The sequence below is a fragment of the Rhizobium sp. WW_1 genome (assembly GCF_003610155.1).
Taxonomy (GTDB): Bacteria; Pseudomonadota; Alphaproteobacteria; order Rhizobiales; family Rhizobiaceae; genus Rhizobium; species Rhizobium tropici_A.
In genome coordinates, this window is the sequence record NZ_RAIN01000007.1 from 133,322 (window position 1) to 153,433 (window position 20,112).

The following is a 20,112-nucleotide window of genomic DNA, read 5'->3' on the forward strand; positions in this document are numbered from 1 at the left end:
ATGGCAAATCGCATCAAGGAATTGCGCGAAAAGCAGGCGAAGATTGTCGCCGAAGCTCGCGAACGTCTCGACCAGATCAGCGCCGCGACCGACGAGGCGCGCGCAAAGGAGCTGGAAACCCAGCATGACGCCGCCATGGCGGAACATGATCGTCTCGAAAAGCAGGTCGAGCGCGAAGAGCAGTATCTGAAGCTCGAGCAGCGCGACGAAGAGCGCCGCGCCCGCCAGCGTCCGATTCCCCGCGGCGAGGAAGGTCGCGGGCAAGAGGAAGGCGACAAGATCGAATACCGTCATGTCTTCGCCAAGGCGGTTTGCGGACCGCTCGACCAGCTTTCGCAGGAAGAGCGCGCCGTGCTCATGCAGGGTGCGACAAAGTTCGAAGAACGCGCGCAGACGGTCGGCACTGCCACGGCCGGCGGTTACACCGTTCCGACAGAACTGGAAGCGCAGATTATCAAGTCCATGAAGGCTTGGGGGCCGATGTATGATGAAGATATCTGCACGATCATTGCCACGTCGAGCGGCAACCCGATGAAGGTGCCGGCTGTCGACGATACCGACAAGGAAGCGGCTGAGCATGCGGAAGCGCAGGCGCTGCTTGACGACGGCAGCGGCGACGTGGCTTTCGGTCAAAAGTCGCTCGATGCTTTCTCGTACGCAACGCCGTTCATTCGCTGGTCGTGGGAACTGGACATGGATTCCATTTTCAACATGGAATCCCTTTTGGGTCAGCTTATCGGTGAACGCCTTGGCCGCATTGCCAATCGTCGCCTCACTGTCGGTTCTGGGCAATCCGCGCCGAATGGCATTGTCACCGCATCCTCGCTGGGCATCACCACTGCTTCCGGCGTCGCGATCACCTTCGACGAAATCATTGACCTCGAACATGCGGTTGACCCAGCATATCGCACCTCACCCAAGGCGCGATACATGATGAACGACAATACGTTCAAGGCCGTCCGCAAGCTCAAAGACGGCCAAGGCAACTATCTCTGGCAGAAGGGCGATGTGCAGAACGGTGCGCCGGCTCTGCTCAACAATCGCCCCTACAGCATCAACCAGGCCATGGATGATATCGGTGCCGGCAAGAAAGCTATGCTGTTCGGCGATTTCGGCAAGTACTTCGTCCGCAAGGTAGGATCGACCGTAATCGGTGTGCTGCGCGAACGCTTCTGGCCGGACATGGGCATCGCCGGCCTCGCCCGCTTCGATGGCGAGTTGGGCGATAGTGGCGCCGTCAAGCACCTCATCGGAAAAGGCGCGTAAGCACTCCATCCCCTCTGCCGTGGTCGCCAATGTGGCGGCCACCTTTTCCGGAGACCGATAATGACCATTAAAATGCTCGCCGGCATTGCCGGTGTCGATTTCGCTCTATCGCCCGGGGACGAAACCAGCCGCTTCTCGTTTGAGGATGAAGAGGATTTCATTGCCGCCGCTCTCGCGGTTCGCGTTGCTGGCCCGACGATCGAAGCCTCCCAAAAGCCCAAAGCCGAAAAGGCCGTCAAACCGAAGGCTCGGGAGACCCGCTAATGTGGTATCCGCCCGTAACCGTTGGCGACAAGCCGGCGTCTGCCATCGCCTTCGATGTGGCGAAACGGCAGTGCCGGGAGCTTCCCGAAAACACCGAGTTCGACGACGATATCAAGCGTATCGTCGCCGCTGCGCAGGATCATGCCGAACGCTATTGCGGGCAGTTCTTTTCGCCCCGCACGGTTAAGATGGAGTGTGACAGTTTCGATGATTTCCGGCGCCTTGATGTCGCTCCGGTACGCAATGTTGTCACCGTGTCCTATGTCGACACCGCAGGGGCGGAACAGACATTGCCTCAAAGCCTCTATATGTCGCGTCTATTCGGATTGGAGGCTTCGATCTTTCTCCGCACCGGCCGCGTCTGGCCGCAGATCCAGCCGGATAGCCGCATCACCGTAACGGCTGATATTGGCTATGACGAGCTGCCGGACTCGGTGGCGCACGCCATGCTTCTATGGATCGCTGCGGCCTTCATCAATCCTGACAATCAACCGGCCGGTGGCGAAACCGCCTTCGACGACCTGATGGTCAATCATCGGAGGTATGGATAATGCCCCGCGTCCGTTTCACCGACGATTTCGACTACAAGCCGGCGCGTGCCGTGACGATCGCCTATCGGGCGGGAATGACCTGCGTCGTGACGCGCGAATGCGCTCGCCAGGCGACGGCGGCAAAAAAGGCCATCTTGGCCGCAACCCCCAAGGGAACGACCGATGGCAAAGCCGAGAACGACGGGTGACCTTCTCCATCGCGTCGCCTTCGACGTTCGCGAGGAAATCGAGAACATCGACGGCAACACCGAAGGCAACTGGAGAGAGCAATTCCAGCTTCGTGCCGGCTATGTGCATCTGCGCGGCGGCGAAACGGTTCTGGCCGGCCGATTGCAAGGGCAGCATAGCCAGGTGATTTTTGTGCGCGCTTCCGCTCTCTCCCGGCGCGTGACGACCGATTGGCGGGTGCGGGACGTTCTAACCGGCCAGAGCTTCAATGTTCGCGATGTCACGCCGACCGACGATCGCCTTTGGCTCGACTTCCTGTGTCAGAGCGGGGTTGCCGACGGATGAGCAGCATTCTCAATCTCGCGCGCCTCGATCGCAAATTGAAGCGCCTGCCCGACGCCGTGGTTGCCAAGATCAGAGGCGAGATGGAAAAGGCTGCCGAAGAAATCGTCGGCCTTATGCGCCGGCTCGCCCCGGTGCTGAAGGATGAAGTTCGCGGCCGGCGCCGTGGCGCGCTCCGCGACAGCATTGCGTGGACATGGGGCAAGGCTCCGAAAGGCGCGGGCATCGTTTCGCAGGTCAAGGCCTCGATGGGCGGCGATCTCACGATCACGATTTATGCCGGCGACAAGGAAGCCTTTTACGCTCGTTGGCAGGAATTCGGCACGGTCGATATGCCGGCCAGTCCTTATTTTTACGTGAGTTGGCGCGCCGGCCGCAAGTCGGCCGTCCGGCAAATCCGCAAGGGCGTCCGCGACGCCGCAAAGTCGGTGGTTTCATCCTCATGAGCGAAGACCCTTCTTATGAAATCCAAGTTGCCTTAGTGGCGCTCTTCAAGAACAGCGCCCGCCTTGCGCCCTTGGTCCACGGCCGCATCTTTGATCGCGTGCCGCGAGACCAGGTCAGCGGCACGGTAAAGGCGGAATTTCCATTCATCTCGCTCGGGCAGGACAGCGAAATTCCGCTCGATGCTGACCGCGTACGTGCAACCGACTTCATTTTGCCTATCGACGTCTGGTCGCGTGCAGTTGGCTATGGTGAAGTGAAGCGCATCGCTCGCGCCATCGAAGACGAGCTTTTCGAACGTGAGTTGCCGCTGACCGACAATGCCTTCGTGGCTCTCGAATATCAGGGACGTGACGTCATGCGCGATCCTGATGGCCTGACATCGCGCGCGGCTCTTCGCTACGGCGTCGCCGTCGACAAGTTCTAGCGAATTCTCAAATCGGCGTCCTGCCGTAAGCCGCCCATATCGGGCGGTCCCTTCCTGCTGCCAACCTAGGAGTTACTGCCATGGCACAGCCTACCACTGTCAGGGGCGGAAAAATCCGCGTCCTGCTCGGCAATTCCGCCACGCCGATCGTCTATTCCGCACCGTGCGGCTTCACTCAGAAGACGATCACCCTCACCAAGGCGCTCGAAGAAGTGCAGTTGCCGGACTGCGAAGATCCGGACAAGGTCGATTGGCTCGGCCGTGACGCAACCTCGCTTTCCATGGGTATCAGCGGCGAAGGTGTCCTTGCGCTCGAAAGCACCGAAACGTGGCTCGATGCGTGGGAAAGCGTCGATTCTGTCCCGGCCAAGGTCGAATGGGAATTTCCGTCAAAGACGATCACATGGACCGGCCGCATGCATGTCGAGACGCTTGAAGTCGGGGCGCCAAACGGCCGGCGCGTCACGCAGAATGTGAACATGCAGAGCGACGGCGAAATGAAGCGCGTCGTCACGCCTGCCGGTCCCTGATCATGAGCCGCGACGCGAAAATAATCCTGGCCTGGGCGGATGGCGATCACGTCTTCCGCCTGGGCTGGGGCGAGCTTGAAGAGCTGCAGGAAGCTTGCGACGCCGGCCCTTATGTTCTGCTGGGTCGGCTCTACGATGAAAGCTGGCGTCTGGCGGATATCGCCGAAACAATCCGGCTTGGCCTTGTCGGTGGCGGCATGGCGCCGACTGATGCACTCAAGAAAGTTCGGTTCTACGTCAAGGGCCGTCCTCCCATGGAGAACCTGCAGTTCGCTCAAGCCATCCTCTCTGCAGGTGTCGTCGGCGTAGAGGACGAAAAGCCGGGGGAGGAAGGCGCGCCAAATCCAGCGGGGAACCTCTCGACGACCTCCCCGACGGAAAGCTGAGATTTGGCGCGATCTACGGCAATGGCGCGGCGATGGGCTACTCGCCGCAGCAGGTTCGACAAATGTCGATGTTCCAATATTTCTCGGCATTGGATGGCTACATCGCTGCAAACAGCGATGACGAGGGACTGACCGAGAAAGAAAAAGACGATCTCTGGCAATGGATTGATGGCGGCTAGAGACTAGGCATCCGGGTTCGCCAACTCGCACACTCTCGAAAAATGGATGGATCATGGCGACCGACGTTGAAAAGCTCGTCGTGCAGTTGAGCGCTGATATCAAGCAGTATCAGCGCGAGATGATGAAGGCACGCGATGTGACCAATTCACAGGCGCGCGCCATCGAAGCGCGCTTCCGCAAGATGAATGCCAACATCGATAATATCGGTCGTGGGGCGGCAAAATCTCTTATTGCGCCTCTCGCTGGCGTTGGTGCGCTTCTGTCGGTCAACGAGGTTATGAAATATGCCGATGCGTGGACTGCGGCCAAGAACAGCCTCGCGGTTGCCGGCGTCGTCGGCACAAAGCAGGTTAACGTCCTCGACCAGCTTTATGCCTCTGCGCAGAAAAACTCCGCCCCTATCGGTGCTTTGACGAGCCTATTCGGCAAGGCGGCGCAGGCAAGCGACAACCTTGGCGCTTCTCAGTCGGAATTGCTTCGCTTCTCCGATGGTGTTGCGACCGCGCTGCGTGTCGCGGGCACCAGTTCGACCGAAGCATCAGGCGCTTTGACCCAGCTTGGCCAGTTGCTCGGGCAAGCGCGCGTGCAGGCGGAAGAGTTCAATTCCGTCAACGAAGGCGCGCGCCCGATCCTGATGGCCGTCGCCAACGGCCTCGATGCGGCCGGCGGTTCCGTCAGCAAGCTGAAACAGCTTGTGAATGCCGGCTCGGTCACCGGCAAGGAATTCTTTCAGGCGTTCCTCAAAGGTCTGCCCTCGATTCAGGCTATGGCCGCCAATGCGACCGAGACGATTTCGCAGGGCTTTACCAAGGTCGACAATGCGCTGACGAAATATATCGGCCAGACGGACTCCAGCCTTGGCGCGTCGCAACGTCTGGTGCAGGGCTTGAATGCGCTTGCCGATAATTTCGACGTGATCGCCGATACGACATTGAAGGTTGCCGCCGTCATCGCAGGCGCTCTGGTGGGCCGCGCCATCGGCGGCATGGTGTTGAAGCTGGCAGAAGCGGGCGTTGCAGTCGGTCGCTTCGTGACTGCGATCAAGGCCGCGCGCACGGCGGCATCCGTTGGGACCGCGATTGCGGGCATAAGCGCTGCTGCCGGTCCGATTGGTGCCGTCATCGGCGTCGGCGCTACCGTCGCCCTCGGCTACTTTGCAGACTCTGCCATCGAAGCGAGCGCCCGCACCGATCGGCTCAAGCAGGAAATGCAGACCCTCGGCATCTATGCCGGCGAGATGAAGCCGAAGATTGATAACGCTGCGGAGGCTATCAAGAACCTGGCGCCGGAAGAGACGCGAAAGCGCCTTAAGGATATCGCTGATGAAATGGAGCGCATAAAGGGCCGGAGCTGGTCGGAATATTTTGGCTTTAGCGGCCCGCAGACGCTTGGCGATATTCAAAACCAGTTGGAACTGATCAGGGGAACGCCCTTCATCCATTCTGACGCTTCGGACGCTGATAAGAAGGCAGCCAAGGACTTGCAGGAGGTGATCCTGAAGGCGTTGGACGGCAAGAACACGCTTGAAGCTCTCAACTCGTTGCTCGACGATATCGCGAAGACGAAGCCGAGCCAGCCGATTGATGAGATGATTGCCAGCCTGCGCAAGCTTTTGCCGCAGATGGAATCGTTGAAGCGGTACACGGCGGTTCTCAAACGCGATCTGCCGAGCATGACGACGCAGGGACCCGAACAGACGGCAGGCCCGGCCGGCAGCTCGGCGCAGGATCGCGCCTATTACCAGCAGCAGCAGGCAACCCAAAAGGGTCTGGACAAACGCACGGCAGAATCGCAGAAGTCGCAGGCGGAAAAGGAATTGGACAAGCGCACGCTTGAGGTTGCGAAAGCCGTCAAGGATTTGGGCGGCGCGATTTCGGATGCGTCCGCCCGAATGCAGGCCAAGACCGAGCTTGCCAACGAAAAATCCGTGCAGGCGTATGACGGCCTCATTTCCGGTTTCTCGGATCGCGTCATCGGTGCGGAGTCGAGCGGCAACCCGACCATCAAGAACGATAAGTCGACCGCGATGGGTCTTGGCCAATTCATCGAAAAGACCTGGCTCAATCTGTTCAAGAAATACTTTCCCGATGAAGCCGCAACTCTGACCGATCCCGCCATTCTTGCCCTGCGTAGCAATGGAGAAAAGTCGAAAGTCCTGATCGATGCCTATGCGCGTGAGAACGCCAAGCTACTGCAGCAGGCGGGTATATCGGTCGTCGATGCTGCCGACGAATACAAGCTGCAGCTCGCCCATTTCCTCGGACCACAGGGCGCGGCCAATCTTCTCAAAGCCCCATCCGGCACGCTCGCGTCAAAGGTTCTGTCGGCTGATGCGGTACGCGCGAATCCGACCATCCTCGGTCGGGGCGCGACGGTCGACGACGTGATTGCCTATGGGCAGAAGCGGGCCGGTATGTCGACGGCCGGCACGAAACGCCTCGAAGATCGCGCGGACTACGACAACTCACTGAAACAGCAGCAACAGCAGCTTGACCAGTTGAAGGAGGAAACCGGCCTGCGTGCTGCCCTCAATCCCCTGCTCAACGACAATGGCAAAGCCCTGTCGACCCTGCAGAAGGCACAGGAGCTGCTGAACCTCGCGCAGGAGCATGGAACGGCTGCGGGTCGCGAACTGACCTCGGCGCAGCAGTTGCTGAATGGTGACCTGTCCAAGCTCACCCCTGCGGCGCAGGAACAGGCTCTGGCCATGCGTGCGCTCGCTGTCGGCTACGGCGAGGCTGATGCCGGCGCAAACCGCCTGGCTGAGAGCCAGGACAAGCTACGACAGAAGGTCGAGGATTGGCGCGATTTCAGCAAGGATGCCACCAAGGGGTTTATTCAAGACCTGATTGACGGCAAATCGGCGGCCGAAGCTCTCGGCAACGTTCTGGAAAAGATCGGCTCAAAATTGCTTGATCTCGCTCTTAATGATCTGTTCGGCTCATCTGGCAGCACGAACTGGTTTTCGAACCTCTTCCATGCTGATGGTGGTCCCATCAAGAAGTTGGCAAGCGGCGGTCATGTCATTGGTCCGGGCGGCCCGCGTTCCGACAAGGTGCCTGCAATGCTCTCGGACGGCGAATTCGTCGTCAATGCCGCCGCTACGCAAAAGAATAGAGCCTTGCTTGAGGCGATCAACGGGGGACGCCAGCTGATGCTTGCCAACGGCGGCATTGTTCGCGCCCCGCGCATGCCGAATGCAGCCGTTGTCGGCAGCGCTGCCCGAATGTCGGGACCACAGCTAACTTACGCGCCGCAGATTGACGCGCGGGGTGCCGACGCTGCAGCCGTCGCGCGGCTCGAAAAGATTGTCGAGGAGGACCGCCGGGATTTCAACGCCAAGGCGATTGCTGCCCTGCAGAAGGCAAACAAGAGCCGCGTGAAAGGCATCTAAGCCATGATTTTGACACCTTACGATATCCTGTCCGATTTCCCCGGCTGGAACACAGAGTTCGCTCCGCTGTGGCGTCAGGAACAAAGCCGTACCGCATCAGGCCGCACGACAGTCAAGGATTTCGGCTCGCCATTATGGCAGGCAACGTGGCAGTCCAAGACCATGAGCGCAAACGCGCTCGATGCCTGGCGCGCGCGGCTCGACCTGCTCGAAAACGGCGCGCAATCGTTCGTCGCGTCACCGATGAGCCGCCGTTACCCGATCGCATATCCTAATGGATCATGGGCCGCTCCATTCGCTGGCGTTTGTCAGGTGGCAGCGATTTCCAATGGGCGCCTTGTATCGCTGAAGGGGTTGCTTCCTAGCTTTCAGATCAGCGTAGGTGATTTTATTCGGATCGGTGCAGCCGACCTCCATCGTATAGCGGAGCCTACGGTCGCCGCAGCCAACGGCATCACGCCTCTATTTGAAGTTCGACCACATCTCTGGTCTGCCGCATTGGTCAACGTGCAGGTCAGTCTATTGAAACCGTATTGCCTGATGACGCTTGTTCCGGGCACGCTCGCGACGACGGCCGACAAGTCGACCGGTCGCGGTTCTATCACGTTTCAGGGAATTGAGGCTCGCTAGCGGGCATTGCACTTTGCCTGCACAAAGTAGGTCCGTGCCGGCGTTCCGATAGCATAGGTGCCGTTGTTTACCACAGTCTCGCCGATGATTTCTGCTCGCGGGCACTGTGTCCTCAGAAGCGCCAATGCGGTCGACTTCCTCGTATCGATGTTATCGGGATCGTAACCGATATCTCGCCTGTTTACGATTTTGACGGTGTAGTCGTAGGGCTTACCAGTCTCCGGCATCACGGCAAGTTCGCCGCTTCCCTCCTGCATGCGTAGCTTTGTCTGCGACCCCGCACATGAGGCAAGCGACAACGCGGCAATCAGTACAATCATTCGTTTCATTTGCGGTCCCCCAACTGACCGCTTTATATCGTCGGTGGTAAAGTATGCGCAACATCTCGGTCAACAATCTCGACGCTTTGAACCAACGCCGCCTTGTGGCGCGCGATTTCCTATGGCTCAAGGTCCGCACGATCGATACCGGTACGCCCTTCGAATATGGCTTCTGGTCAGATGTGCGCAACGCATCGGCCGCCGTGCTCGACCCCAACACGGGGTTGACCGTCACACGCAATTTCGAAGGTGCTGGCTCGCTGATTGAAATCAGTGATATCCCCCTCGTCTCGAACCTGACTGTACAGACGATCACCGTCACCCTTTCGCAGCTTCATGATGGCGTGGCTAATGTCGTTCGGGGCTACGACCTCAAACAGGCCGGTGTCGAAATTTACCGTGGTCTATTCGACCCGGCGACGCGACAGATGGTCGACGCCGCATTGAACCGCTTTATCGGATTCATCGACACCCTAATCATAACAACCCCCAAGGAGGGCGAAGAGGGTTCCATTGTGCTGACTTGCACGTCGCACACCCAGGAGATGACGCGGAAAAATCCAGACACGCGATCGCAGGATAGCCAGGCGCTGCGCTCTCCGACGGATACCTTCTTTCGTGACGTGACATCGGTACAGGATTGGGAATTCTTTTGGGGCAGGAAGGCCGGAAAGATCGCCACCAGCAGTCCACAGCGCATCGACATCAGTGTTCGGGCGGCAAACCAATGATACGTCAAGCCCATATCTCCGATCGCATGCGCGTACTGTCGATGGCGAAGGCGTTCCATGCCGCATCCGGGGTGCCCTTCCCTTTCTCGCCAGCGATGGCGGATGCTTTGTTTTGTGCCTCGCTCTCGGACGAAGACAGACTTTGCTTGATCTATGCTCCAGATGGCATCGCGCGCGGAGTTCTTGCCGCGCAGGCGAATATGCATCCCTTTGCGCCCCTCAAGTTCGCCACCGAAATTATGTGGTGGATCGATCCCGCATTTCGCGGGTACGCCGCCGTAAAAATGCTTGCAGCCTATGAGGCGTGGGCATTGCAGCGCGATTGTCAATATTCAAGCATCGTAGGGCTTGGATCGGAGCCGGCGCCGACGAATCTTTATTTGCGACGCGGCTATGAGCCGGTCGAAACGCATTTCCTCAAAGTCCTAAATCCGCGCGCCGACTGAACGCGCCGCACCTCGTTGGATAAATTGAATGGCTGTTTTTTCGACCGCTTTGGTAGCCGGATGGCTCGGCGTTGCCGAAACGTCCTTCCTCGCCTCTGTCAGCGCCTTCGCCCTGAATGCAGCGGTCGGTGTGGGCGTGAGCTTGCTTGCCAAAAAGCTGCAGGAGCCAAAGGACCAAAATCAGACGAACGGTGTGCAAGGCACGCTGCAGGCAGGTGGCGATGTGCCGCGTTCGATCATTTTCGGCCGTACCTGTACGGCGGGTTCGCTGGTTTATGCGAATACGTGGGGCAAGTCTGGCAAGGTTCCGAATGCCTATTTCACGCAGGTTATAGCGCTGGCGGATTTCCCCGTATCGCAGATGACCGGACTGTGGGTGAATGGCGCGCCCGTCACTGTCGACACCAATGATAATAGATATGGCGATTGGGGCTACCCGGTGAAGGAATACGACACCGGTAACAACAATCACATGTGGATCAAGTTCTACGATGGTAGGCAGACCGTCGCAGACCCGTTCCTTGTCAACACGGTATCCAGCAGCGCACGACCCTATCAGGCGTCGCGCGTTGGAGTCGGCGTCGCCTATGCCATCGTTACGTCGCAGGTCAATGATGAACTGTTTACGGGTTTTCCGACCTTCCGTTTTGAAATTCAGGGGGCCAAGCTTTACGACGCATCGCGTGATAGCTCCGTTGGTGGGGCCGGCCCGCACCGCTGGAATGATCCTTCCACATGGGGCGGTGATGGCGACGACCTGCCCGCTGTGCAGATATACAATGTGCTACGCGGTATGAGCTATAATGGCGCTTGGCTTTACGGCCTGCAGAGCCTGACACAGGCTCGCCTGCCTTCCGCAGACTGGATTGGACAAATAAACAAATGCCGTGCGGGGATCGCCGGCCCTGGCGGTCTTGAGCCGACCTATCTAACCAGTCTTGAAGTGAACGTGGATGCCGAGATCGGTACGACGATCGAAAGCTTCCTAACGGGTTGTCAAGGCCACCTCAATGAAGTCGGCGGTATCTATAAGCTTCGTGCCGGTGCCCCTAGCGCCCCTGTATTTGCTTTCTCCGATGGCGACATTCTGTCAACTGAAGAGCAGACTTATACGCCGTTTCCGGGCCTTGCTGATCTCGCCAACGGCGTTTCCGCCACCTATCCGGAGCCGGCAGAGGCGTGGAATACCAAAACCGCTCCACCTCTGTACTCACCTGATTTCGAGCGTCAGGACGGCAGTCGCCGGCTAATGACCGATGTTCAGCTTCCGATGGTCTATCGGTCAAGTCAGGTCCAGCGCATCATGAAATCAGCGCTTGAGGAAGCGCGTCGCGCCCGCCAGCTGACAATGGTACTTGAACCTCGCGCGGGGGTGCTTGAACCGGGAGATATTGTTGCCTTCACGTCCGATCGCAACGGCTTCGTAAATAAGCTGTTTCGCGTCGACGGGGTTGGAGACCGGGCCAATCTCGATGTCCTGCTGCAACTGACGGAAGTCGATCCTAGCGATTATGATTGGGATCACGAGCATGATTATACGCCGCCGATTTTTGGGCCGCTCGGACCGGTCATGCCGCCTGCCCAGATCATGGAGGGCTGGACCGTCCAGCCGGCGACAATCACCGACGCAAACGGCGTGCCTCGCCGGCCGGCCATCAAGATTGGATGCGCAGCCGACCTGCAGGATACTATGGCCGTATGGGTGCAGGTCCGGACCAAGGCAACCGGCATTGTCGTCTTCGACAGCAGCTCGACTGCATACGCGCCACCCTACAGCTGGCTTCTATCGGGCGACTGGTGCCTGCCGGCGGAAACATACGAAACACGCGGGCGATACCTTCCGTACTCTCGCCGTGCAACGGAATGGTCTGCCTGGATCGATGTCACCACACCCGACACTCGTCTTTCCTTCGTCGATCTTGCCGCCGATATCATCGCCTCGCTGCAGACGCTGCAGGACTGGATCAACGGTGATCTGCAGGGACAGGTTCTCGAAAACGCGCAAGCGATCCTCGACGAGGTGCAGGCGCGCGCCGATGCCATTGCCGCCGAGCAATCGGAGCGGGTTGCCGGAGCGCTGGAATCGTCCAGCCGTTATCGCGATCTCGTCAGGGAAATCGCCTCAATACGGGACTATGCGGCCGATCTTGCCAATGCGTCCTATACGCAGAAAGAGCAGCTTCGCCAGACGCTGAATGCGCGCATCGGTGATGTCGTCGCCAGCTTCAGCGATCAGATCACGGTTGCCGTGTCGGCCAATGCGGCGCTGGCGCTGCGCGTAACCTCGCTCGAAGTCGATACCGGCGATCTGCAGGCGGAAATCACGCAGGTCGACAAGGCGCGCGCCGATGGCGACCAGGCGCTCGCCGATCGCATGTCGCTGCTTTCTGCCGGAACGGATAATCAATTCGATCCGGCCGCGAATGCGCTCTGGACCTTTGATACCACAGTGCAGGGCTGGACAGGCAACGGCAACCCGACGATTGCCAGCGGCTACTTGCGGCCGGCAGACCATGCGACCGATCCCTATGTCATATCGCCGGCAGGGCTTGCCGTCGCCGGCAACGTGTCGCGTCAGGTCCGTGCCCGCATCCGCCGAACCGGCGTGCCAGCATGGGAGGGCATTGCCTGGTGGAAGTCGGCGAGCGATAGCGGCTGGGCCGTGGCGCGTCAGCAGGTGATTGCGGAGCCGGAATTCGATCTCGATGGCGTCGGCCTCATTACCTTCAACATGACGTGGTCGGGCACGGTCGACCAGATCCGGATCGACCTCTCGCCGGCACAGACCGCGACGGACTATTTCGAGTTCGACTGGATCGCCATCGGCTCGCCGTCGCCTGGTGCCTCGCGTGCCGAGCTGGCGGCCGAACAGCAGGCGCGCGCCTCTGGCGATAGCGCCAATGCACAACAGATCACGGCGCTGCAGGCGGCGTTGAACGCGACGAATGGCACGGTGCAGGCGACCTCGACGGCGCTCGGGACGCTGCAGGGCAGCGTTAGCGCGCTCGGCAATACAGTGACCGCGCAAGGCCAGTCGCTGACCGCTCTCAATCAGGCAGTCGCCGACAAGGCCAGCATTGCCAGTGTCGATCAGCTGTCGAACAAGATCGACAGCATGGGCGGTCCCGATGGCGTTTCCAGTATCGGGCAATCGGTACGGGCGATCCGGAACTCGTTGCTGCCGCCATCCATGGAAGGCGTCGAGCAGGACTTTGCCAACTTCCTCGACAAGATGAATGGTCAAGCGGCGCTCTCTCTTGTCTCGCAGACGCTGACATCGCAGATCACCCTGACCCAATCGAGCCTCGACATCCTGTCTCAGGCCGTGACGCAGGTACAGGCAACCTTGCCGGGGCTGGCGACATCGACGGCGCTAACGGCTTTGACAGCGCGCGTCACGGCTGCGGAAGGCTCGATCACCTTGCAGTCGCAGGCGATCACGTCGCTGCAGACCGCATTGCCCGGCAAGGCCGATGCCAGCGCCCTCAATTCGCTGACAGCGACCGTCAGCCAACAGGGAGATACGATTTCCTCGCAGGGACAGGCGATCACGTCGCTACAGAATTCATTGCCGGGAAAGGCCGACGCCTCGGCCGTCTCGACGCTGCAGACGACGGTCAATAACCAGGGCGGCCAGATCACGGCGATATCGTCGGCGCTGACGCAAGTCACGGCGTCAGCCGGCGAAGCGACGGCGGATGGAAACTGGCGCATCGAGGCGGTCGCCGGTCCATCCGGCTATGCAAGGTTCGGTGCGCAGGCGCGCGTGAACAATGGCCAGGGCTATCGCTCGGCCGGGTGGTACGTCGATGTTCCCGGCGACCCTAATGCGCCGTCTCGCTTTCTGGTCCAGGCCAATCAGTTCGGCTTCGTGGACAATGGTGCCGTGCCTTTCGCCGTATCGAACGGCATCACCTACCTTGTGAATGCCAATATCCAGTATGCGGATATCGGCACGCTGCAGGTCGGGCGCAGCAACATCCGCTCGGGCGCGATCTCACGTGTCGATTATTCAGGCCTTGACACGGCCGGCATCGGTACGAGCGACACGCCGATTACCGGCCTGACCGTGACGCATGGCACCGATACCTCGGCCGTGATCGTTCACAGCGCCTTCAGCCTCGCCGGCACAGGTCCGACCGGCCAGAACAACATCGAATTGCCTGTGAAGGTCGTCATATCGATCTGGGATAGCGCCAACGGCAGGTACACGGCTGTCATCGAGCAGAACTTCATGGGCCGAACGCACTTCGCCCATGAATACAATTTCACGCCGCCGGCCGGCTCTTCACAGACCACCTTCCGTTTCGATGTCCGCGTCACCGCGGGCAGCAATGTCACCGCGAACAACCGCACCATTCGCGTCCTCACCCTCTACGGCAGATAGGAGATACCATGTCGAACACGGTCCAGATTGCCGATGTCGTCGCCATGCGAGAGCAGACGGCGCTCGTCGAGCATTACCGCAACCGCAACCTTATCCTGGCGCAGGCGCTCGCCGATCTGCAGGCCGAAAACGCCGGCCTCAACGAGGAGCTGAAGCGCCTCAAGCCCGAGTCTGCGGCCGATATCGCGCAGGAGGCCGAATAATGGCGCTCCCGACCACCTACAACACCGGCACGGCCACAGTTAACGCGAATGACGTGGCAGTCGCCGGTCAGGGCACGACCTGGCAGACATCGGGCCTGCAGGCCGGCGATATGTTCATGGCGGCAGGCTTGAGCGTGCCGATCGCGGCCGTGAACAGCAACACCTCGATTACGCTTTCCGATCCTTGGCCGGGCGCGTCCCGAGCCGCCGCCAGCTATCGCGTCCAGTTTACGCCGGATGCGACCCGCGTACTGGCTTCGACGCGGGCCGTGCTCGATGCGCTGACGAATGGCGTTCTCTATGCTATTGCCGGTCTGCAAACCGCCGCCGACAAGATCGCATATTTCACCGGCCAGGGGACTGCGGCACTCACAAGCTTTACATCATATGCAAGGTCGTTGCTCGGGGCGGTCGACGCGACGTCGGCGCGCACAGTCTTGCAGCTCGGCACGGCAGCGGTCCAGAACATCGGCACCTCCGGCGCAACGGTACCGCTACTGAGCAATGGCAACACTTGGGGAGCTGGGCAAACTTTTCCCGGTGTAAATATCGATGCTCCTGCGGCGAATTACAGAAGCCTGACGTTTACCACATCCGGAAGTGCGCGCGTTCAAGTTGGCGTAGATGGCAACGCCGAAACCGGCCTTAACGTAGGCTCAAACTTCTTTGTGAATACCTTCACAGATGCCGGCGTTTATGCATCAACCGCTATTCTTGTCAATCGTAGCACTGGCGTGACGCAGATTGACAAGCTTAACCTCAATAATCCCCTCGCTGTAACTCAGGGCGGAACTGGCGGTAACTCTGCCGCAGCTGGCCGCGCAAACCTCGGCCTGGGCACCGCTGCCACTTTCAACGTTGGCACTACGGGATCGACCGTCGCCACCTACAGCACAAAGGGCACTTGGAACGGAGAGCAGATCCTTAGTCAGACGGGCCGCGCCTGGCATGCGATCCTGACGCTGATTGCCGACAGCGGTAGCAGCTACGCCAACTTGATTTATGGCGCGAGAGCAGACGGCACAGCAGAAGGCGCGAAGCGTTGGGCGGTCCAGCTCGGAAATGCTAGTCCAGAGACTGGCGGGAATGCCGGCGCGGATTTCGTCGTTTCCCGCTACGCTGATAACGGCAACTGGCTGGGAGATGCTTTCAAGATCAACCGCCAGACAGGCGTAGCATCATTCGGCGGCGCTGTGCAGCTTCCCTCTTTCACCGTCTCAACCCTTCCGTCTGCGGCTGCCAATCCGCAAGGGATTGCCTACGTTTCCAACGGCACCAGCAACAAGCGCCTAGCAATTTCGGATGGCGCCAGCTGGCGCTTTCCGGATGGCGCGATCGTCTCCTAACCCTCCCAAGAAAGGACTTCTCACATGGCTGAAATTCTGGATCAAACCATTCCCTACGAGCTGCTGGTGCGCTTCGGCCCTGACGGCACGCCAGCCGGCGCACATGTCCAGTATCTGCGGCGTATCACCCTCGACGGCGTGATCATCAAGGATGACGTGCAGCCGGCGCAGCCGGTCGACCTTGCCGGCTTTCCGACCAGCGACATCATGTCCGACGCCTGCCGCGATGCCCTTGCCAAGGTCACAGCGCAAGTCGCAGAGATCGCAACGCTGAATGGCAAGCTCGATCTGTCCGGCGCCGACCTGACCAAGGCCAGAGCTGATCTCGCCACTGTGACGGCGGATGCGGGCGACCTGCGGAAGCAGTTGACGGATACGCAGGCTGCAGCCGTTGTGCTGGAGAGCAGCCTGCGCGGGCAGCTGTTCAGCTTGAACGACCAGCTTTCACAGGCAAACGCCACCATCGCGCAGCTGCAGGACACCATCAAGCGGCTGCAGACGGCCGCAGGAGGTGGCCAATGACGGGCGAGTGCGATCACTACCGATTATCGGTCACGGCCGCGGCGGGAGGGCGGTTGCCGCAGCTTGCCTACCTTCAGAATGCTGAGGTCAGGAGTGCCTTTATCGGGGTGTACCCGTCGTTCTCCCTAGCAGGCGAAAATGCCCTGCTGCCGGCTCATATTCCAGGCGAAACGCGCTCAGAAACTGCCGCCCCAACACCGCCAAGTGCGGCCACCCCTTAGCCTGAGCATCTATCCCGCACACGGTAATAGGCGACGGCCCCAGTAGTGGCATCGCTCTTACGATGCAGTCATAGGTGGGGTGACGCTCATAATTGTTCACGGGAACATAGCCGTTGGGTGTGGCACCGTTGGCGACCATCAGTTCATTGTCGACGTAAATATGGTCAGCACCGGTATCGATTGCGCCGTAGACACTCATGAAGCGCGGCTCTGTCCCCGCTCGTACAATTCCAAGGTCGACCCTTATGCAAGGATGTCGCTTGAAGAAGACGCCATCATCGCCGTTTATCGGCAGTAAGTGCTCAATCTCAATCCACATAGTTTTTAACGCCCCAGCTCCCAGTTGCGAGAAACCTATCTCGCAATCGCTAGCGACAACTTAAGATTACAGGATCATCATTATGGATCACGCGAAATTCTTCGCGGCGGCGCGCTCTTCGCTGTTCAGCGGGCGCCTGTCGACAAACCAGGTCAACGGCATGGAAGCCATTCTCGACGAATGGCAGGCCAGGCCCTTCGATACCCGCTGGCTCGCCTATATGCTGGCGACGGCCTATCACGAGACGGACCAGACAATGTGCGCCATCTCGGAAAATCTGAACTACTCGGCCGATGGTCTGCGGGCCACCTTTCCGAAATACTTCACCGCCACGCAGGCCGCTGCCTATGCCCGCCAGCCGCAGCGCATTGCCAATCGCGCCTATGCGAACCGCATGGGCAATGGCAGCGAGGCGAGCGGCGACGGCTGGCGCTATCGCGGTCGCGGCCTGGTGCAGATCACCGGCCGGAACAATTACGACAGATACGGCATCGCCGATGATCCGGACAAGGCGCTCGATCCCGTCAAGGCCGTCGAGATCCTGTTTGACGGTATGACCAACGGCCGGCTCACCGGCAAGAAGCTGGCCGATTATTTCAGCGCCACGGCAACCGACTGGATCGGCGCCCGCAAGATCATCAATGGCACTGATCGGGCGGCGGATATCGCCGGCTACGCAAAGAAGTTCCTCGCGGCGCTCGAAGCGGCGCGTTGATGCCTGCCGCCGCTGGCGGCTTCTCCTCCCTCCCTGACATCGAAGGATATCCATCATGCGCGCATTGCTCATTGCAATGGCGGCCGGCATTGCTCTGTCCGGCTGCGTAACCAGTGAACAGGTCGACAAGACCAACTTGAAAATCCAGAGCGGTCTTGCCGACGCCTGCCCGAAGCTTGAAGCGGCACATAACGCCTTCCTGCTGTCGGGCATCTTCATCAACTATCCGCAGAAGGTCATCGAGACCGAGCGCCAGGCCTATGCCGGCGTTCGTTCCATCTGCGTCGACCCGGCTTCCGTCACCCTGCAGTCGTCCGTCACGAAAGTCCTGCGGGCGATCGAAGACATCAAGGCCGCCAAATCTGGCGGCTGATCCTCCCTCCCACAATCCGGAGCACTTCCATGTTCAATACGAACCTCGTGCATAACATCCTGAACCTGTTCGGCCTGGTTCTCGGCGCGTTGCTGACGGTCGATTGGTCTGGCCTTGGCATGTCCGACGTGACCGCCGCCAAGGTGGCGGCCAGCGTCCTGCTGCTGTCCAACGTCATCAAGGTAACGATCAACCTCACGCGCGACGGCGCGAAAGGCATCCTGCAGCCTCAGCCGCCCGTTGCGGCGAATGACTCGAGGGCTGCGGCTGATACGAAAGCCGCCGCCTAGCGCGGCATCTCCTGGCATGTCCCGGCCGACGTCGGGACATGCCCATCTCATCACATCAAGCATTCGAGGGGCGGATGTCTATTAATGATTTTCTGGAAGCGCTCGGCATCAAGGCGGGCGTTGCGGTTGCGGGGCTTATGGGCGGCGTCCTGCGTGGCCTGTCGCGTCGGCGCTACACGATGCGCGAGATATTCGCCTCGCCCATCTGCGGCGCGATTGCCGCCGCCTATCTGACCGAACCTGCGCTCTATTACCTGAAGGCGATCAACTGGCCGCTTCCGGAACGCGATGTCGCCGCCATGAACGCCACGGCCTTCGTCGTCGGCGTCTGTGCCATGTGGCTCGCGGACGTGATCTTCGACGAGTTGATGCGACGATTTAAGGGCGGGCCTCAGGGTTAGGTCGTCCAATTGCCCCGGATATCTTTAGGGGGTGTTTCCATACCTCGGCTGCCGGTAGTCCGTCCACTTATGTTCGAAGCACAGCCAGCGTGTTTCGCCCTTACCGATATCGTAGCCGAGTCCGCCCCATGCCTTGCAGCCGGGGTGCTCGCACCAATGCTCGAAAAGGATGGAGGTCGCGCGGCGCGGTGCGGCGGTCGTTTCATCGCTCATTCTAGTTCAGTTCGCCCTTGTGCGCTCGTTTCAGCGAGCTTTCCATCGACATCGCAAAGTTTGCGAAAGCTTCCAAGGCGAAGGCGCAACGTTCCTTGGCTGTGTCATCGGAAGCTCGCGCCGCGTTCTCCTGCAGGTCGTTGCCAATCATTGGCAGCACGCCATTGATAAAACCCTCGATGTCGCCGGAAACCGATCCGATGCGACCAAGCAGATGCGCAATGAAGACGTCGTGCATCATGGCGCGGCCTTCGATTTCCAGAATAGCGCTCTCAAGCTCTTCAACGCGTTCCTTCAACATATCTGACCTCATGCGGCTGGTTTTGGTGGCAGAAGCACCAGTTCGTCGTTCGGGAGCGGCCGTTGAAGCGCCTTCGCCTCTTGCCACGGCGCGGTGAGCCACGTCTCGATTTCGTCCTGATTTCGAAGGATGACAGGCATGGCCTTCTGGTGGATTGGCCCAACGATCGCATTTGGCTCGGTGGTCAGGAATCCGTAGAGATCGACCGTAATCTCGCCTTCCTTCACCTTCCGCACCGATCGCCATTGCGGCACCCATAGACCAGCGAAGCACATCAATGGCTCATCTATGCTGCCGGCGAACCAGGCGTTCGGTGTCCGGCCGCCCTCGACCTTGCTGGCGGGGTCCGGCTCGGCAAAGCGCGTGAACGGCACGACGCAGCGATTTTCAACCCCCAGCCATCTTGCCCAATGCCTGCTTGATGTGTTTCGGACATTCGTCGTGCCGCCGTCTGGCTCCATTCTCAGCAACTCGTCGAAGTTCACTTCCTTGCCCTTGGCGCGAAGCTTATCGGCGCGTTTCGTGGCGGCGTCCAATTGCGCCTTCTGCGAGGATGGCAATCCCCAGCGAACCTTAACCAGCTCGCGGCCGGCGGCCGTGTTCCGCACGATCGGTCCCATTTGATCCGGATAAAGATCCAACTCCGGTTCAAGATTGCCGATGCTGTCGATCATCGCCCGGCTGATCTGGCGGATCGCTTCCTGATTGCTCGTCAGATTGTAAAGATTGCACATGTTGGTTC

At 59.8% G+C, this 20,112-nt stretch carries 26 protein-coding genes; 22 read left to right on the forward strand and 4 right to left on the reverse strand.

Translation table 11 applies throughout. The features are described 5' to 3' along the window. From BJ928_RS21300 to BJ928_RS21350, 12 genes are all read left to right on the forward strand, one after another. Window positions 1-1,266, forward strand: a complete 1,266-nt coding sequence (locus BJ928_RS21300; RefSeq protein ID WP_047630815.1) for a phage major capsid protein — start codon at window positions 1-3, stop codon at window positions 1,264-1,266. A 60-nt stretch (window positions 1,267-1,326) separates the two neighbouring features. After that, on the forward strand, window positions 1,327-1,530 hold the full coding sequence (locus tag BJ928_RS21305; protein WP_047630814.1) for a hypothetical protein: 204 nt from the start codon (window positions 1,327-1,329) through the stop codon (window positions 1,528-1,530). After that, a complete protein-coding gene (locus BJ928_RS21310) occupies window positions 1,530-2,081 on the forward strand; it encodes a phage gp6-like head-tail connector protein (RefSeq protein ID WP_047630813.1) in 552 nt (183 codons plus the stop codon). The genes BJ928_RS21305 and BJ928_RS21310 overlap by 1 nt, the downstream gene beginning before the upstream one ends. Then, window positions 2,081-2,269 (forward strand): hypothetical protein, encoded by a 189-nt coding sequence (locus BJ928_RS21315; RefSeq protein WP_047630812.1) that lies wholly within the window; start codon window positions 2,081-2,083, stop codon window positions 2,267-2,269. Before BJ928_RS21310 ends, BJ928_RS21315 begins: the two co-directional genes overlap by 1 nt. Further along, the gene (locus tag BJ928_RS21320; protein WP_047630811.1) at window positions 2,244-2,594 is read left to right on the forward strand and encodes a head-tail adaptor protein; all 351 of its coding nucleotides are present in this window, start codon (window positions 2,244-2,246) and stop codon (window positions 2,592-2,594) included. The genes BJ928_RS21315 and BJ928_RS21320 overlap by 26 nt, the downstream gene beginning before the upstream one ends. Beyond that, on the forward strand, window positions 2,591-3,037 hold the full coding sequence (locus tag BJ928_RS21325; protein ID WP_047630810.1) for an HK97-gp10 family putative phage morphogenesis protein: 447 nt from the start codon (window positions 2,591-2,593) through the stop codon (window positions 3,035-3,037). The genes BJ928_RS21320 and BJ928_RS21325 overlap by 4 nt, the downstream gene beginning before the upstream one ends. Next, window positions 3,034-3,462, forward strand: coding sequence for a DUF3168 domain-containing protein (locus BJ928_RS21330; protein WP_047630809.1), 429 nt, complete (start codon window positions 3,034-3,036; stop codon window positions 3,460-3,462). The genes BJ928_RS21325 and BJ928_RS21330 overlap by 4 nt, the downstream gene beginning before the upstream one ends. An 80-nt stretch (window positions 3,463-3,542) precedes the next feature. After that, on the forward strand, window positions 3,543-3,992 hold the full coding sequence (locus BJ928_RS21335) for a phage tail tube protein (RefSeq protein ID WP_047630808.1): 450 nt from the start codon (window positions 3,543-3,545) through the stop codon (window positions 3,990-3,992). 2 nt (window positions 3,993-3,994) lie between these two features. Next, window positions 3,995-4,378, forward strand: a complete 384-nt coding sequence (locus tag BJ928_RS21340; protein ID WP_047630807.1) for a gene transfer agent family protein — start codon at window positions 3,995-3,997, stop codon at window positions 4,376-4,378. A gap of 32 nt (window positions 4,379-4,410) precedes the next feature. Then, window positions 4,411-4,557, forward strand: a complete 147-nt coding sequence (locus BJ928_RS38855) for a hypothetical protein (protein ID WP_156151438.1) — start codon at window positions 4,411-4,413, stop codon at window positions 4,555-4,557. A 53-nt stretch (window positions 4,558-4,610) separates the two neighbouring features. Beyond that, window positions 4,611-7,952 (forward strand): tape measure protein, encoded by a 3,342-nt coding sequence (locus tag BJ928_RS21345; protein ID WP_052227617.1) that lies wholly within the window; start codon window positions 4,611-4,613, stop codon window positions 7,950-7,952. Window positions 7,953-7,955: 3 nt separating this feature from the next. Beyond that, on the forward strand, window positions 7,956-8,582 hold the full coding sequence (locus BJ928_RS21350; protein ID WP_047630806.1) for a hypothetical protein: 627 nt from the start codon (window positions 7,956-7,958) through the stop codon (window positions 8,580-8,582). On the opposite strand, the gene BJ928_RS21355 is transcribed toward BJ928_RS21350, so the two are convergent. Beyond that, window positions 8,579-8,911, reverse strand: a complete 333-nt coding sequence (locus BJ928_RS21355) for a hypothetical protein (protein ID WP_147413927.1) — start codon at window positions 8,909-8,911, stop codon at window positions 8,579-8,581. The genes BJ928_RS21350 and BJ928_RS21355 overlap by 4 nt on opposite strands. 44 nt (window positions 8,912-8,955) lie before the next feature. Between BJ928_RS21355 and BJ928_RS21360 the strand changes: the two genes are divergently transcribed. From BJ928_RS21360 to BJ928_RS21385, 6 genes are read left to right on the forward strand one after another with little or no spacing between them, the layout of a single operon-like run. Continuing rightward, window positions 8,956-9,633, forward strand: a complete 678-nt coding sequence (locus BJ928_RS21360; protein WP_047630804.1) for a hypothetical protein — start codon at window positions 8,956-8,958, stop codon at window positions 9,631-9,633. Then, window positions 9,630-10,079 (forward strand): GNAT family N-acetyltransferase, encoded by a 450-nt coding sequence (locus BJ928_RS21365; RefSeq protein WP_047630803.1) that lies wholly within the window; start codon window positions 9,630-9,632, stop codon window positions 10,077-10,079. Before BJ928_RS21360 ends, BJ928_RS21365 begins: the two co-directional genes overlap by 4 nt. A 28-nt stretch (window positions 10,080-10,107) precedes the next feature. Beyond that, window positions 10,108-14,466, forward strand: coding sequence for a phage tail protein (locus BJ928_RS21370; RefSeq protein ID WP_052227616.1), 4,359 nt, complete (start codon window positions 10,108-10,110; stop codon window positions 14,464-14,466). An 8-nt stretch (window positions 14,467-14,474) separates the two neighbouring features. Continuing rightward, on the forward strand, window positions 14,475-14,669 hold the full coding sequence (locus tag BJ928_RS21375) for a hypothetical protein (protein ID WP_047630802.1): 195 nt from the start codon (window positions 14,475-14,477) through the stop codon (window positions 14,667-14,669). Beyond that, window positions 14,669-16,015, forward strand: a complete 1,347-nt coding sequence (locus BJ928_RS21380) for a hypothetical protein (RefSeq protein ID WP_052227615.1) — start codon at window positions 14,669-14,671, stop codon at window positions 16,013-16,015. The genes BJ928_RS21375 and BJ928_RS21380 overlap by 1 nt, the downstream gene beginning before the upstream one ends. A gap of 24 nt (window positions 16,016-16,039) precedes the next feature. Continuing rightward, the gene (locus BJ928_RS21385) at window positions 16,040-16,537 is read left to right on the forward strand and encodes a hypothetical protein (RefSeq protein WP_047630801.1); all 498 of its coding nucleotides are present in this window, start codon (window positions 16,040-16,042) and stop codon (window positions 16,535-16,537) included. 99 nt (window positions 16,538-16,636) lie between these two features. Here BJ928_RS21385 and BJ928_RS21390 read toward each other — a convergent pair whose 3' ends face one another. Continuing rightward, window positions 16,637-17,077, reverse strand: a complete 441-nt coding sequence (locus tag BJ928_RS21390) for a hypothetical protein (protein WP_047630800.1) — start codon at window positions 17,075-17,077, stop codon at window positions 16,637-16,639. 82 nt (window positions 17,078-17,159) lie between these two features. Here BJ928_RS21390 and BJ928_RS21395 point away from each other — a divergent pair, with 82 nt between their 5' ends. The 4 genes from BJ928_RS21395 (at window position 17,160) to BJ928_RS21410 (ending at window position 18,856) form a co-directional block, all read left to right on the forward strand. Beyond that, complete coding sequence (locus tag BJ928_RS21395; RefSeq protein WP_047630799.1) at window positions 17,160-17,792, forward strand: hypothetical protein; 633 nt, start codon at window positions 17,160-17,162, stop codon at window positions 17,790-17,792. 55 nt (window positions 17,793-17,847) lie between these two features. Next, entirely contained in the window at window positions 17,848-18,165 is a 318-nt protein-coding gene (locus BJ928_RS21400; RefSeq protein ID WP_047630798.1) for a hypothetical protein, read from the forward strand. 29 nt (window positions 18,166-18,194) lie between these two features. After that, entirely contained in the window at window positions 18,195-18,455 is a 261-nt protein-coding gene (locus BJ928_RS21405; protein WP_047630797.1) for a hypothetical protein, read from the forward strand. 74 nt (window positions 18,456-18,529) lie between these two features. Then, a complete protein-coding gene (locus tag BJ928_RS21410; protein WP_047630796.1) occupies window positions 18,530-18,856 on the forward strand; it encodes a hypothetical protein in 327 nt (108 codons plus the stop codon). 214 nt (window positions 18,857-19,070) lie between these two features. On the opposite strand, the gene BJ928_RS21420 is transcribed toward BJ928_RS21410, so the two are convergent. Next, window positions 19,071-19,370, reverse strand: a complete 300-nt coding sequence (locus BJ928_RS21420; protein WP_047630794.1) for a hypothetical protein — start codon at window positions 19,368-19,370, stop codon at window positions 19,071-19,073. A gap of 8 nt (window positions 19,371-19,378) precedes the next feature. Next, the gene (locus tag BJ928_RS21425) at window positions 19,379-20,104 is read right to left on the reverse strand and encodes an SOS response-associated peptidase (RefSeq protein WP_047630793.1); all 726 of its coding nucleotides are present in this window, start codon (window positions 20,102-20,104) and stop codon (window positions 19,379-19,381) included. Window positions 20,105-20,112 lie beyond the last annotated feature (8 nt).